Source organism: Plesiomonas sp. ZOR0011, from assembly GCF_000800945.1.
Lineage (GTDB): Bacteria > Pseudomonadota > Gammaproteobacteria > Enterobacterales > CAMTGL01 > Plesiomonas > Plesiomonas shigelloides.
The window spans coordinates 42395-58036 of sequence record NZ_JRKB01000035.1 but is presented as its reverse complement, the minus strand read 5'-3'; the positions used below and the strand labels follow the sequence as shown (position 1 = coordinate 58036).

The 15642-nt window shown below is 50.7% G+C and carries 11 protein-coding genes; 2 read left to right on the top strand and 9 right to left on the bottom strand.

The window, feature by feature from the left end:
* Positions 1–167: 167 nt before the first annotated feature.
* The 7 genes from hemH to apt all read right to left on the bottom strand — a co-directional run bounded on the left by hemH (position 168) and on the right by apt (position 8594).
* Complete coding sequence (gene hemH / locus L975_RS06545) at positions 168–1151, bottom strand: ferrochelatase (RefSeq protein ID WP_047707809.1); 984 nt, start codon at positions 1149–1151, stop codon at positions 168–170.
* A 328-nt stretch (positions 1152–1479) separates the two neighbouring features.
* Entirely contained in the window at positions 1480–2124 is a 645-nt protein-coding gene (gene adk / locus L975_RS06540) for an adenylate kinase (protein WP_010864090.1), read from the bottom strand.
* 236 nt (positions 2125–2360) lie between these two features.
* A complete protein-coding gene (gene htpG / locus L975_RS06535; protein WP_039045714.1) occupies positions 2361–4244 on the bottom strand; it encodes a molecular chaperone HtpG in 1884 nt (627 codons plus the stop codon).
* A gap of 300 nt (positions 4245–4544) precedes the next feature.
* Positions 4545–5153 (bottom strand): recombination mediator RecR, encoded by a 609-nt coding sequence (gene recR / locus L975_RS06530; RefSeq protein ID WP_010864092.1) that lies wholly within the window; start codon positions 5151–5153, stop codon positions 4545–4547.
* An 11-nt stretch (positions 5154–5164) separates the two neighbouring features.
* The gene (locus L975_RS06525) at positions 5165–5497 is read right to left on the bottom strand and encodes a YbaB/EbfC family nucleoid-associated protein (RefSeq protein WP_010864093.1); all 333 of its coding nucleotides are present in this window, start codon (positions 5495–5497) and stop codon (positions 5165–5167) included.
* Between the two features lie 85 nt (positions 5498–5582).
* A complete protein-coding gene (gene dnaX, locus L975_RS06520; RefSeq protein ID WP_047707807.1) occupies positions 5583–7856 on the bottom strand; it encodes a DNA polymerase III subunit gamma/tau in 2274 nt (757 codons plus the stop codon).
* Between the two features lie 192 nt (positions 7857–8048).
* Positions 8049–8594 (bottom strand): adenine phosphoribosyltransferase, encoded by a 546-nt coding sequence (gene apt / locus L975_RS06515; protein ID WP_010864096.1) that lies wholly within the window; start codon positions 8592–8594, stop codon positions 8049–8051.
* Positions 8595–9026: 432 nt separating this feature from the next.
* Between apt and dtpA the strand changes: the two genes are divergently transcribed.
* Complete coding sequence (gene dtpA / locus L975_RS06510) at positions 9027–10487, top strand: dipeptide/tripeptide permease DtpA (protein WP_047707805.1); 1461 nt, start codon at positions 9027–9029, stop codon at positions 10485–10487.
* A gap of 239 nt (positions 10488–10726) precedes the next feature.
* On the opposite strand, the gene L975_RS06505 is transcribed toward dtpA, so the two are convergent.
* Positions 10727–11083 (bottom strand): DUF454 family protein, encoded by a 357-nt coding sequence (locus L975_RS06505; RefSeq protein WP_047707803.1) that lies wholly within the window; start codon positions 11081–11083, stop codon positions 10727–10729.
* A gap of 727 nt (positions 11084–11810) precedes the next feature.
* Complete coding sequence (locus L975_RS17225) at positions 11811–12983, bottom strand: porin (protein ID WP_052181316.1); 1173 nt, start codon at positions 12981–12983, stop codon at positions 11811–11813.
* A 563-nt stretch (positions 12984–13546) separates the two neighbouring features.
* Between L975_RS17225 and dinG the strand changes: the two genes are divergently transcribed.
* On the top strand, positions 13547–15607 hold the full coding sequence (gene dinG, locus L975_RS06495; protein ID WP_047707801.1) for an ATP-dependent DNA helicase DinG: 2061 nt from the start codon (positions 13547–13549) through the stop codon (positions 15605–15607).
* Positions 15608–15642 lie beyond the last annotated feature (35 nt).

The window sequence follows — 15642 nt, the reverse complement described above, 5'->3', positions numbered from 1 at the left end:
ACAAAATGATGAAAGCACGGATCGCGCAACAAGCTAAACCAAGGCAAAGGCCGTACAGACGCTGTCAGACCCGATACGGGGACGCTCACATCCCCTCTTCACTTTAATCCCCAACGCTTGATTGTTCACCTATACCGCACTTAGGGCTGCGCGATACCGTTTTTACACTACATCTCGTTCTGTACGAGGTGATACATCAGCTCAATGTGTGCCCGATCATCATTGAGTGCCGCCACATAAGTAAACTGCTCGCCGCCGGCTTGCAAAAACGTATGCTGATTTTGCTCAGCAATCTCTTCCAAAGTTTCCAAACAGTCCGCCGCGAAACCCGGACAAACTACGGCAATCTTGCGCACGCCCTGCGCTGGCCAAGCGGTGAGGGTCTGATCAGTATAGGGCTTTAGCCACTCTTCGCGGCCAAAACGCGATTGGTAACTCAGCTGCCATTGGTCTGGCGTCAACCCCAACTCATCGGCAACCGCCTGCGCCGTCACTTCACATTGACGCGCGTACTCATCACCTTCATCAACATAGCGCTGCGGCAAGCCGTGGAACGAAAACAGCAGTTTATCCGGCCACGCCCCCGAATCTTGCGCCGGTAAGCTGCGACGCAACTTTTCAGCTAACGCAGCAATATAGTGCGGGTTATCGTGGTAATCGCGAATGAAACGAATCGCAGGCAGATTACGACGCGTACGCAGCGCCTTACTCAGCCCATCCCACACTGCAGCGGTGGTTGAGCTCGAATACTGCGGAAATAGCGGTAACACCGTGAGATGAGTGACACCTTGCGCTTGCAGCACATCTAACGCCTGCGCGATCGAAGGCTGACCGTAAGTCATGCCAAGTTCCACTGGGCAGGCCATCTCTCGCTCGGCCAAGAGCTGAGTCAGCGCCGCTTGTTGACGACGGGAAAAAGCTAGCAGCGGCGAGCCGTCATCTGTCCACACCGATTGGTACAAACGCGCCACGCGCGGGGAGCGCAACGGCAAAATGATCCCGTGCAATAGCGGACACCATAGCCAACGGCTCATGTCGACCACACGATGATCATGCAGAAACTCGCTCAGATAACGCCTGACTGCCGCTGGAGTTGGTGCATCCGGCGTACCAAGGTTAACCAGTAAGATACCGTGCTGTTTCTCGCTCATTGCCACTCCTTGTCATAGGTCTATGGCTATTATGCCCTGCCGGCTAGGCGGATGCAGCACAAACCGCTAAGGACGCGGCAATTTATTAGTACGTTGATATCCCTATATTTTCACGGGTTTTATTCTATTTTTCGACAGGCTAAGGCTGTGCTGATTGGCTGTACTTATTCGATGTGTTGATGACAGGAATTGCGGTGACTTAGGTGGTGCCCTAAACAAAAAAACGGCCCGTCATTTGACAGGCCGTTGGTATGCTACGTTTTTTGCGCTGCGGCTTTTCCCCCGATAACGCGTCAATCACGCGTAGAGGTTCAAGCGCACTAGGGGATTAACCCAGAATTTGCGCCAGCTCTTGGCTTACCGCGTCAACATTGCGGGTACCATCCAGCTTGAAGTAACGGGTGTTACCCGCATCCGCTTCTTTGGTGTAGTAAGCCACCAATGGCTCGGTTTGCTCGTGGTAAATGGCCAGACGCTTACGCACGGTTTCCGCTTCGTCATCCGCACGGATGATCAGGTCTTCACCGGTCACATCATCTTTGCCTTCCACTTTCGGCGGGTTGTATACCACGTGGTACACACGGCCTGACGCTGGGTGTACACGGCGGCCGCTCATACGCTCAACGATCACTTGATCCGGCACGTCGAATTCCAGAACGAAATCAACGTCGATACCGGCTTCTTTCATGGCATCAGCCTGAGGAATGGTACGTGGGAAACCGTCCAGCAGGAAACCGTTACGGCAATCTTCTTGCGCGATACGCTCTTTAACCAGAGAAATGATCAGCTCATCAGTAACCAGCTGACCGGCGTCCATGATGGCTTTTGCTTGCAGACCCAGTTCAGTGCCCGCTTTTACTGCAGCACGCAGCATGTCACCGGTGGAGATTTGCGGGATCCCGTACTTCTCCATGATGAATTGAGCCTGAGTTCCTTTACCTGCACCTGGAGCACCGAGCAGAATGATGCGCATGGATGATTCCTCTAATTAGCAATAAATTCAGTGAAGGGTAGTAATTTTTTAGGGATAAACCATACCACTCCCAGCAAGCGGATCTCAAGAACGAAGCCTGCTATCGCAGCTCAGGGGGATAGAAAAGCGGTTAGTTTGCTGAAATATTCAGCATCCCTTTAAAATAAAACGCCGCCCGTCCTCAGACAAGCGGCGTTTTTCAGCTTATACGGATTTAATCCAGCAAGTTGGCGTTATTATGCCATCAGCAGTTGGTTCATGCGGCGCACGAACGCACTTGGATCTTCCAGACTGCCGCGCTCAGCCAGCATGGCCTGCTCCAGCAGCAACTCAACCCAGTCATTAAACTGCACTTCGTCAGCGGTATCCGCCACTTTTTTCACCAGTGCGTGCTCTGGGTTAATCTCGAACACGTACTTGATCTCTGGTGCTTTTTGGCCAGCAGCGGCAAACAGTTTTGCCATCTGAGTGGTCATTTCATCAGATTCAGTGGTGACCAGCGCTGGAGTATCGGTCAGACGGTGAGTCAGACGCACGTCTTTCACGCGCTCGCCCAGATAGCCCTTCACGCGCTCAACAAAGGAGCTGAATTCAGCGTCGGCTTCTTTCTGCTTCGCTTCTTCTTCCTTGTCCGCCAGTGCGCCCAGATCCAAATCAGCTTTAGTGACAGACTGGAACTGCTTGCCATCGAACTCGGTCAGGTAGCTCATCATCCACTCGTCGATACGATCGGAGAGCAGCAGAACTTCGATACCTTTCTTACGGAACAGCTCCAAATGCGGGCTGTGTTTCGCGGCGGCGTAGCTGTCGGCAGTGATGTAGAAGATCTTCTCCTGACCTTCTTTCATGCGGCTGACGTAATCGGTCAGTGACACATTTTGTACATCGCTGTCATTATGGGTAGAGGCAAAGCGCAGCAGCTTAGCAATCGCTTCTTTGTTGCTGAAATCTTCGGCTGGGCCTTCTTTCAGCACCAGACCAAACTCATTCCAGAAGGTTTGATACTTCTCAGCATCATCTTTAGCCAGTTTTTCCAGCATCTGCAGTACACGCTTGGTGCAAGCACTACGCAGGTTCTGAGTAATGCGGTTATCCTGCAGAATTTCACGCGATACGTTCAGCGGCAGATCGTTAGAGTCAATCAGACCACGCACGAAGCGTAGGTAGGTTGGCATGAACTGCTCAGCGTCATCCATGATGAACACGCGCTGTACGTACAGCTTCAGGCCGTGTTTATGGTCACGGTTCCACATATCCCACGGTGCGTGCGATGGGATATACAGCAAGCTGGTGTATTCCTGCTTACCTTCCACACGGTTGTGGCTCCAGATCATTGGATCGGAGAAGTCGTGCGAAATGTGTTTGTAGAATTCTTTGTACTCGTCGTCAGAAACGTCGGCTTTGCTGCGGGTCCACAGGGCTTGCGCCTTGTTGATTTTCTCCCACTTCAGCTCGCCTTCGCTGCCATCTTCGTTATGCTCGCGAGTTTGGATCTCAACCGGCAGGCTGATGTGATCAGAGTATTTGCCGATGATGGTGCGCAGACGCCAGTCATCCAAGAACTCTTTTTCATCATCACGCAGGTGCAGAATGATGTCAGTACCGCGATCGGCTTTGGTGATATCGGCAACGGTATAGTCACCTTCACCGCTAGACTCCCAGAATACGCCCTCTTCCGGCTTAGCGCCGGCAGCGCGGGTGCGTACGGTCACTTTGTCGGCCACGATGAAGGCAGAGTAGAAGCCCACACCGAATTGACCAATCAGCTGGCTGTCTTTCGCTTGATCAGAGCCGATAGACTCCAAAAACGCTTTGGTGCCGGACTTGGCAATGGTACCCAAGTGATCAATCACTTCAGCACGCGTCATACCAATACCGTTATCACTGATAGTGATGGTGCCCGCGTCTTTATCTACAGACAAACGTACATGCAAGTCGCCCTGACCTTCATACAGATCGGGCTGAGACAGCGCACGGAAACGCAATTTATCCGCCGCATCGGAGGCGTTGGAGATCAGCTCACGCAGGAAGATTTCTTTATTGGAATAGAGTGAGTGGATCATCAGTTGCAGCAGTTGCTTAACTTCTGACTGAAAACCGCGCGTTTCTTGCGCTTTCATGGTGGTATCTTGTGACATTGCAAATCCTCGTATCAACAGATAGCAAAAAACTTCGATGTGAAATAAGTGGGGACAGGAAAATCAATTTCAAGGGGCTAATTTTGCTCGATTATTAAATTTCATCTGCAATTGGCGAATTAATACGCGCTGACGCACCATAGCGTAAAGATATGGCGTACAGATTTGCAGAATTTTGCCGGCGCGTGACGAGTACGCGGCAAGCCAGCCGGTAGATACCGGCAAGAAAATAAGACAAGAAAAAAGGAAGACCGAAGTCTTCCTTTTACATAATCAACACAATCAGAACTTGATGGGATGACGTCCGGCTAAAGAGTGAGACAGCGTTGTGCCATCCACCATTTCCAGCTCGCCGCCCACCGGCACGCCATGGGCGATCCGGCTAGCTAAGACACCGTGCATCGCACAAAGCTCGGCGATGAAGTTCGCTGTCGCATCCCCTTCCACGGTCGGATTGGTTGCCAAGATCACTTCACTGACTTGCTCTTGCGCCAAACGCTCTTCCAGCCGATCCAGACCAATATCATCTGGACCAATGCCATCAAGCGGCGACAAGTGCCCCATCAGCACAAAGTAACGACCAGAGTATTGCCCGGTCTGTTCGATCGCCTGAATATCGGCCGGACTTTCCACCACGCAAATCTGCTGGCTCTTTTGCCGACGCGGATTGCTACAGATAGTACACACATCCGCTTCGGTAAAGGTCCGACAATCGTTACAGTGGCCAATTTCCGACATCGCACGAGTGAGCGTCTGCGCTAAACGCATGCCCCCACTGCGATCACGCTGCAGCAGGTGGAACGCCATCCGCTGTGCGGATTTCGGCCCCACCCCTGGCAAGCAACGCAGGGCTTCCATCAGTGAATCTAAAAGCGGGCTGGTATTTGCCATCAGTCCGCCAATCAGAATGGCATCTTGAAGCCAGGTGGCAGCTGCATACCGCCAGTAACCTGCGCCATTTTCTCTTTCTGGGTTTCTTCGATACGACGAGCGGCATCGTTAAATGCTGCTGCGATCAGATCTTCCAGCATCTCTTTGTCGTCTTCCATCAGGCTTTCGTCAATGGTCACGCGACGGCAGTTGTGTGCGCCGTTGATGGTGACTTTGACCAGACCGGCACCAGATTCACCGGTCACTTCCAGCTGGGCAATCTCTTCTTGCATTTTCTGCATACGATCTTGCATTTGCTGGGCTTGCTTCATCAGGTTGCCAAGACCACCTTTACCACCAAACATAGTGCTCTCTCTTTTTAATCAGGGGTTAAGCCAAAAGCGGCAGAATTACAAATTGCGAAATTATAGCCACATTACCGCTGTAAGCTTACAACGGTCGGATGCTGTCATCTTCCAAATCTGCGCCGAATAAACGGCGCAGTTGCAGGATATTTTTATCATCCTGTAACGACTGGCGCGCCTGCGCCAGCTTTTCATCATAAATCGCCTGTCTAATCTCAAGCGGAGTCAGACGGGTTTTATCATCATTTTCGATAATTTCAAGCGTTACCGGAGCTCCGGCCAATTGGCTCAGCGCCTCGCTTAACTGTTCTTTGGCGCGATCAGTGTTCAAATGCCGCTGCGATGAGCGCAGTAACAAACGAACCTGCCCGGGTGCAGGCTCCTCTTTTACCGCATTTAAGGCCAGCTGTTCCACCAATTTCGCCACGTTCAGCTTTTCAATTTGCGCCGACCAGCTATCACGTTCACAGGCCTCTTGTGCCAGCTTCAGCGCCATTTCTGGCGTTTTTTCGTGCTCCAGTGACGAACGCACAACATCGGGTGTCACCACCTCTGGCGCTTCTTCCACTGGATTAACCGGCTTCCAGCGATAAGCTTCCGGCTTTTTGGCTTTGCTACTCACGGCGCTATCTGCCGTTCGCGGCCCCGCACTCGGACGCACTCGTTGCTCACCGGCAGCAGCTAAGCGCTCCAGTGGCGAAGGTTTATTCCCGGCCGGTCGCAGGGTTACGGCTGCTGCAACCGGCGTCGCTTTTTTTGTGCTAGTGCCCTCACCAGCCGAAGGCTCGGCATGCCGCTGACGACGCAGTTGCGCACGGGCTTGCAAGGCCTGTAACGCTGGCGAATCAGCACTTCCGGCAGGGAAGCCCGCAACTGGCGCGCTATCTCCCATTGGTGCAGGTACGGTAGCGCTAGGCTCCATTGCCGCAGACGCAGCAGCTGGTGGCATACTCGGCGCTACACGCCCCGCAGCGGCATGCGACGATGCTGGATACGACTGCGCTTGTGACGGTGGCATATGCGCTTGCTGCGTTTGCTGCGTTTGCTGCATTTGCATTGGCGCTTGCGCAGGCACTTGTGCAGGCATATGCCCACTTTGCATCGCCGATGCGGCTGGCATAGCGGCCGTGTTCACTGGTGCGGTGTGATGCGCTGGCGCTGTATTCGTTGGCGCAGTGTGAGTAGGTGCGCCATTCGATACCGGCGCACGGCTTGGACTCTGACCGGCTGCCGCCATGGCATCAAAAGTACCAGACGCTACCGGCGCGCTCACTTTTTTCGGATGAAAAGCCAATGCGCGCAGAAAAGTCATTTCAGTGCCGCTGCGACGATCCGGCGCTAACAGCAGCTCTTTACGGCCCACCAGCAAGGTCTGATAAAACAGTTGAATATCCTGCGGCGAAACGGTGCGCGCCAACTCACGCAAGCGAACGGCATACGGGTCGGCCTCTTCCAGCGTACCTGGCAGCAATTGCGCCATCGCCACACGATGTAAAATCGCCGATGTCTCCACCAGCAAGGCTTCCCAATCGGTACCTCGCTCGGCTGCTTGCTGCAACAGCAGCATAACCTGCTCGGCATCGCCGCGATGCAAGGCTTCGACCAACGCCAACGGCTGATCGGCATCCAAGGTGCCCAACATGTGGGAAACACCCGTGGCGGTCACGTCACCACCGCCCATGGCAATGGCTTGGTCAGCCAGACTGAGCGCATCACGCATGCTGCCTTCCGCTGCGCGCGCCAGTTGCAGCAATGCACGCGCTTCAAACGGGATAGCTTCAGCGGTCAGGACTTTTTCCAATTGGGCACGGATCTGATCCGGATCCAGCGCTTTTAGATGAAACTGCAAACAGCGCGATAAGATCGTCACCGGCAATTTTTGCGGATCTGTGGTCGCCAGCAAGAATTTCACGTACTCCGGCGGCTCTTCCAGCGTCTTAAGCAGCGCATTAAAGCTGTGACGCGAGAGCATGTGCACTTCGTCGATCAGATAGACCTTGAAGCGGCCTCGCACCGGGGTGTACTGCACATTATCCAGCAGCTCACGGGTATCTTCGATCTTGGTACGGGAAGCGGCGTCAATCTCCAGCAGGTCGACAAAACGCCCTTCATCAATTTCGCGGCAAGTTTCACACACGCCACATGGCGTAGCCGTGATACCGGTTTCGCAGTTCAGCCCTTTGGCGAACAGACGGGCGATAGAGGTTTTCCCTACCCCGCGCGTACCGGAAAAGAGATATGCATGGTGCAGACGGCCCAGCGATAAACCGTTCGCCAGCGCGGTCAGTACATGCTCCTGACCCACTACTTCTGCAAAATTATGGGGACGCCACTTACGGGCTAAAACCTGATAACTCATCGGCACCGGAAGACTGAATAAAACGAGACAGTAATACTATCACAGAAAGCAGAAAAACCGTGTCCCAACCGCAGACAGGCTTCTCACTCAAGTGATATTCACGATAAAAAAACAGGGGCTTTCTCGCGAAAGCCCCTGTTTTCTAGATTTTTATCCTAACGCGCACGGTTTAGTTACCGCCGCATATCCGGATTAATGACCTTCGAAGTCAACCAGACTGAAGGTATTGATGCCCATGCCTTCCAGACGCTTTTGGCCACCCAGATCTGGCAAGTTGATGATGAATGCAGCATCAGTCACTTCACCGCCCAAACGGCGGATCAGCTTCGCGGTCGCTTCAATGGTACCGCCAGTCGCCAGCAGATCGTCAATCACCAGTACTTTATCACCCGGAACAATCGCATCAACGTGCATTTCCAGTGTGTCAGTGCCGTATTCCAGCGCATAGCTTTCCGCGATCACTTCACGTGGCAGTTTGCCCGGCTTACGCACAGGAACAAAACCAACACCCATCTCCAACGCTACCGGCGCACCGAAGATAAAACCGCGTGACTCAGTGCCCACCACTTTGGTGAAGCCTTGATCACGATAGCGGTCAACAATCAGACGGATACTGGCAGCAAATGCCTCTGGAACTTCCAGCATGCTGGTCACATCACGGAACAAAATGCCCTGCTTCGGGTAATCCGCAATAGTTTTAATACTGTCTTTAATTAATTGACGTGTTTGCTCGGTCATATCAGTTAGTCCGCTGTACAGGAGGGATCCACAAAACCACACTCGGCATGCCGGCTCCCGCCCCGTCCCCTGACAAAAGAGGCCGTTGACACCATTGAGCCTGACCGCGTGCGCGCAGAATGAATTTCAAAAGAGCAGAATCTAGACAAACCGGAAGCAGATTGCAATGGGTTAAATTAAATCTCCGGCCTTCTGTCTACATCTTACCCATAGCAACTAAACTTTGATTGCGACCTGATCGCTTTCAGATAACCAACGCCACAATGACGCAACAAACAACTATTGCGCGCAACCTCATTAACGCACACCGAAAGTTGATTTGTAACACTATCTTGCAGCAGGTTGTGATTTGGGTCTCATACGTGTAAACGATGGTGTCTAAAAAAAAATACGCGTCCTGCACAACACAATAATTTATACACAGAGGTTAACGTGTCGATCAGCGAATCACTCAAACAACCCAAATCGTTTTATCTGATTTTTTCGGTCGAACTCTGGGAACGCTTCGGCTTTTATGGCTTACAGGGCATTCTGGCTGTTTATCTGGTCCAAGAACTGAAATTAAGTGAAACGCATTCATTTGCACTGTTTTCATCCTTCATCGCACTGGTGTATGGTCTGGTTGCCGTTGGTGGCTGGCTGGGTGATAAAGTGCTGGGCACTAAACGTCTGATTATCTTGGGTGCGCTCACCCTGATGGTTGGCTACGCGATGATTGCCTTTTCTGGAAATCATCTGATGTGGGTTTATCTTGGCCTAGGTACCATTGCCGTTGGTAACGGGCTATTTAAAGCCAACCCGTCGTCTTTGCTGTCCAAGTGTTATGACAAGCATGACCCGCGTCTCGACGGTGCTTTCACCCTGTATTACATGTCGATCAACATCGGATCCTTTGTCTCTATGCTGATCACCCCGTATCTGGCCTCTCGCTATGGCTGGAATGTGGCGTTCTCGCTCAGCGTATTGGGTCTGCTGCTGACCATCATCAACTTCTTGCTGATGAAAGGTTGGGTTAAGCAATACGGCTCAACACCGGATTTCGCACCAGTTAACCGTCGTCACCTGCTGTATGTGATTATCGGTACCGTGATTGCTTGCTTCGTTTCTGGTTGGGTACTGGAGCACATCATTGTGGCGCACATTGCACTGGCACTGGTTTCTGCCGGTATCATCTTGATTTTCATCCGTGAAACCTTTGCACTGACCGGTGCGGCACGCCGCAAAATGATCGTGGCCTTTGTGCTGATGCTGGAAGCGGTAATTTTCTTTGTGCTGTATAGCCAAATGCCGCTGTCGTTGAACTTCTTTGCCATTCACAACACCGTGCATAGTCTGTTCGGTATTGCCGTTGAGCCTGAGCAGTTCCAGTCACTGAACCCATTTTGGATCATGGCGGCCAGCCCAATCTTGGCCATTATTTATCACCGCTTAGGCGATAAATTACCGATGCCACACAAATTCGCAATCGGTATGATCTTGTGCTCCGGTGCGTTCCTGATCCTGTACATGAGTACTCTGTACGCCAATGCCGCAGGTCTGGTTTCCGCCAACTGGCTGGTACTGAGCTACTTGCTGCAAAGTGTTGGGGAATTGCTGATTTCCGGCTTAGGCTTGGCGATGGTGGCACAATTAGTTCCACAGCGTCTGATGGGCTTTATCATGGGGGCATGGTTCCTGACCTCAGCGGGTGCATCGGTCATTGCCGGTTATGTGGCGAGCCTGACTGCCACTCCGGGTGAAGTGAAAGATCCCCTGGTGTCACTGCATGTTTACGGCCATGTATTCTTGCAAATCGGTATTGTCACCGCAGTCATTGCTGTACTGATGGTGCTCACTGCGCCGCGTCTGAACCGCATGACACACAGCACTGCCGAGGAAGTCAAAGCCGCCTAAGACGCAGGCAAAGCCTTCTCGACTTTATCCTTTCGAGTCTTTTTTTGACTGGCGCTGTTCTGATAAGGAAAAGGCGAATAAGCGAAAGGATAGAGACAAACGACCACAACAAAAACGCCGGTATTTTACCGGCGTTTTTTTATCGCTATAACTCTCATCCATATGCACTCACCAAGAATCTCGGAGGATGAGTAAAAAGTAAGGCATTATTGATGTGATAAAGAGGCGATATAAAAAAGCTAGTCTTCAACCGGAATACGGCGAAACATCAGTAACAACACCAGCATCATGACGAACAGCGCCACTTTCAGCCACCAGTATGTCACCAGCGAAATACTGACCGCAAAACTAACGATAATAAACAAGGTCGCCCGTTGTTTCGCCTTACGTGGAATACTGCGCCGTGCATGCCACTGCTGCAACAAAGCCGCAAACGGCGAGCGGTACATCAGCCATTCATGCCAACGCGGGGATGAACGCGCAAAACAAAAACACGCTAACAATAAAAACGGTGTTGTCGGCAACAGAGGCAGCACCACGCCCAACGCCCCTAACACTATTGCCAGCCAGCCAACAATCAAATACACCCAGCGCACAGGCTCTCCTGTGTGGTCAATACACGCACAACGCTCTTACAGCGCATCGCCAGACGTTTATGCCAGCACCTTCATCCATGCCAACCAAGCGGGCAGCATAGTAGCTAAAAACAGCAGCAAAAAGACCACGACATACAATGCATTGAGTGGATCTTTAAATTCGGAACCCATACACCTGCCCTCTTTGACCTTGATTGGTTTATTCGGTGAACGTTGCTACATGAGTGACTAAATCAAGTGATAGCCAATATCACGCGCTCTGCGCGCTTTTGAGAATAGAACAGCCAATAGAACAATCACGTGCAAACATGGGTGGCTCACCCTATCCACAAGAGCACGTTAGTATTCTCTATAAGCATAAGCCGAATTAGCTCGGTACGCGTGCCTTAGCCGCGTGATATTGCAACGCCATATTGCCGCACGCCTCTTGAAATGGTCGCCCTGATATGGCCACCTAGCTGAATCGCACTGCCTCTGTCAGAGGATTGTACGGAGCAGCCACGGAATAACAACCGACAAAGCGTAAGGTTATTCGCACGCCACAGCGTAGATATTTTGGCCGTTTACCACCGGCAGAAAAACATCGAAGGAAGAGATAGCGAGCAAAGCAGTAGTACAACGTATCGGGCGTCGGAAAAGTAAGCAAAAGATGGGAAGATAAGCTCAACAGCAGACATAAAAAAACCGGTGCAAGCACCGGTTTTTTACAGACGGGTATAACTTCAAATTAGAAGTATACGCGCAGACCCAGACCAACTTTGTTGTCAGATTCGTTCTTAGAGCCTACAGAATCAGTTGCTGCATCATAGAATGCATCATACTTAGTCTTAACGTGAGCATATTCTAAGAAAGTAACAACAGATTTGCTGAAGTTATAATCAACACCAACAGTGTAGGTTTCTTCTTTATTCAGGCTTGCAACGTCACCGTTAGTATAGGCAACCAAACGGTCTTTATAGTCTTTCAGGTAGTAACCTGCATAAACTTTACCCATACCGTAGTTCCACTTAGTACCAAAGCCATACAGATCAGCTTTAGATTTATTCAGCCCAGAAATAGCATTGTCATGACGAGCCTGACCGAAATCGAACGCTACCGCGAAGTCACCAAATTCGTACTGAGAGCCAATACCCCAGATATTAGAATCTGCTTCACCGCTACGATTCAGTACATCACCATCAATAGTTAAAGAATCAGTGCCAGCATTATACTTTGCATAACCATAACCAGCATTCAGGGTCAAACCAAAATCAGAGGTATAAAAACCAGCTAAAGTATAAGCGTTGTTAATACCAGCATTGTTATAGTATTCGCCGCCACTGGTCTTAGAAAACTCTGCTGCACTGCCATCCGCTTGCATTGAGTAACTAGCTGCAGCTTTGAAGCCATTCACTTCAGCAGTTTCTACTTTAATGCTCTTAGAAACACGAGCCAAGAAGTTGTTACCAGACTTCTTAGTATCGTTTTCCATCTTACCGAAGTTCATTACACCACCATACTCATAGGTGTAATCAGACAGAGCAACATCATCAAATGGAGCAGTGATACGGCCGAAAGAAATCGCACCAATGTCAGCCATCTTAAAGCCGGCATAACCTTGACGGTTAGTCAGTTTGAAGTCCTTCTCCATGGTTTGAGTATCGTTACCGTATTCCAGATAACCAAACGCAGACAAACCGTTACCCAGGTCGTGGTTAACACCAATACCGAAGCGAGAACCTTCGTCTTCAAACTGAGCAGTTTTCTCAATACCTGAACGAGAAGAATCAGTATTCGCCCACAGACGGATAGAACCTTTCAGGTCAACAGTAGTACCGTCGTTGTTATAGATGGTTGCTGCGTTAGTTACGCCTGCAGCCAGCAGAGCTGGAACTGCCAGAGCCAGAATTGTCTTTTTCATATTATTTAGTCCACTGCCTTTTCTTTGGTTAATTTTTATATCTCAGCGCGGTATTTTTACCGTCACCGGATGATCCCTGTCACAAGCTCCAAGGCTGAGCATGCAACACCATTCTTTGGTTCGCGAGCAATGCTGACAGAAAGGATTTTTCCTGTCAAACCCCTGCAGAAAAATCGAAAAATCGTTTTAAATTCATTTAGATAATCCAAATCCCCTGCATTAAAAGCCCTGTTGGCGTCATACAAAAATCAAATTTTTTGAAGTTCGTCAGGAACTTTTAATGCAGAACATTATTCGTATTATCATTATTTTTCATATCCTATATAGGATATTATATCGAGTAATTCATTTACAATAATTTACTCTCACTATTTATTCACTAAATGAACACATTTTCAGGGCTTTTATTGCACCCATTGAATGAGTCGTGACGAACTTCACATATCCATTCAAAAGTCGAACTTGGCTCGGGAAAACGCCACCCGATACAGCCTCTCTCATTTCATACACGTGATACGGCTCACTTTTGCTAAACTAGCGGCTCAATGACGGAGTACCTGTGCATGCTAAGCCCTGATACCAAAGCTACTATTCGTAATGTTTATCGCGCCTTATCTAGCGCGATGCCCGGCTTTAAACCGCGCCAAGGGCAGCTACAACTGATCGCTGAAATTGCCAAAACGCTGGCCGGCGAACATGCCCCTAAACCACGAATTTTGGTCGCCGAAGCGGCTACCGGTATTGGTAAATCGCTGTCTTACTTGGTCGCCGCTATTCCCTACGCGCAAGCCAATAATAAAAAACTGGTGATCTCAACCGCTACAGTTGCGCTACAAGAACAGCTGGTTAACAAGGACTTACCGTTTTATGCTACGTATAGTAAGTTACCGTTTCATTACACATTGGCAAAAGGTCGGACGCGCTACTGCTGTGCACACAAGCTAGCCAACAGCAGTCAAGCCGATTCTCAACTCGCGATGTGGGAAACGCCACCGCAGCCTGAAGAGGTAAAAAAACTGCAAGCGATGCATGATGCGTTGCAAGATGGTAGTTGGAATGGCGATCGCGATAGCTGGCCTGAACCGGTAGCAGACAGTTTGTGGCAACAAATAGCCTCGGAGCGCCATCATTGCAACATGTCACTAGCGGCGCACCGTCAATGCCCGTTTCAGCGCGCACGCGCTGATCTGCTTACACACGATGTGATCGTGGCAAACCACAGTCTACTGATGGCTGATTTGGATCTGGGCGGCGGCGCAATTTTGCCTGAGCCAGAAGATACCCTGTATGTCATTGATGAAGCACATCATCTACCTGATGTGGCGCGTGAGTTTTTTGCTGTGCAGCTCCCACTGCGCCAAAGTGCGCTGTGGGCTGAGCGGCTCAATCAGCAAAGCAGTAAATTACTCAGCATCCTAACCACTGGCCGAGCTCAAGAGCTGGTGAATCGACTGCGGCAAAGCCTGACCGACATGATCCCCGCATTACGTCAGCTTATGCAAATTATTGAGCATTCAGAGCAGCAATTTAGTGCAGATAACATTTGGCGCTTTCCTTTAGGAGAAGTACCGGAAGGGTTTCGGCCGCTATTTGACGAACTCAAACTCTCTAGCCGCAAAGCAAATCAGACGCTCGGTATTTTGCTCGATCAAGCCACAGAGCTGGTGCGCAATGACGCATCACAAAATGCCCGTGTAGAGCCGATATTGGCCGAGTTTTCGCCTTATCTAGAGCGGATGAATATGCTGGAGCGCTGTTGGACTGCCATGAATAAAGAAGAGCATCCTTCAGCCGCACCTTTTGCCCGTTGGCTAGCACGTGATCCCGAAAATCATGACATTTTGGTGGCCGCCTCTCCGCTAGAAATTGGTGGCAAGTTAGACGGCTTATTATGGAGCCGCTGCGCGGGGGCCGTACTGTGCTCGGCGACCCTGCGTGCATTAGGAAAATTTGACTATTTTTGCCGTCAGGCCGGATTGGGTAATGCCCGCGATGTGGTGCATTTGGCGCTGGCATCACCGTTTGACTACCCTAATCGTAGTCAGTTACTGATCCCCAATATCACCACCGAACCTGCAGATGAAAACTTCACCAAAATGCTGATTGAGACGCTACCAGATTACCTTAATGGGCAATCGGCCAGTCTGATTTTGTTCGCGTCATATTGGCAAATGAATCAAGTGGCCGCCGGTTTGCGTGACAAAGGTTTGAGCCTGCTGGTTCAAGGTGAAGCATCCCGTGATGCACTATTAACCTTACATAAAATGCAGTGTGATGGCGGCAAACCCAGTATTTTACTCGGCACAGGCAGTTTCTCCGAAGGTCTGGATTTACCCGGCCATTATCTGACGAACCTGATTATCACTAAGCTGCCGTTTGCTGTGCCCACATCGCCACTGGAGCAGGCTTATGCCGAGTACATCACGCATAAAGGCGGCAATCCGTTTTTGCAAATCACCGTGCCAGAAGCCAGCCGCAAGCTGGTACAATCGGTCGGGCGCTTGATCCGTACCGAAGAGGATACCGGACGAGTGATCCTGCTCGACCGGCGGGTGATCACGCGCCGCTACGGTAAAGCCCTGCTCGATGCCTTACCACCATTAAAGCGCGTAGTAGAATATTAATAGTGGAATATTACATGCGGTGGTCGCTGTGTTAC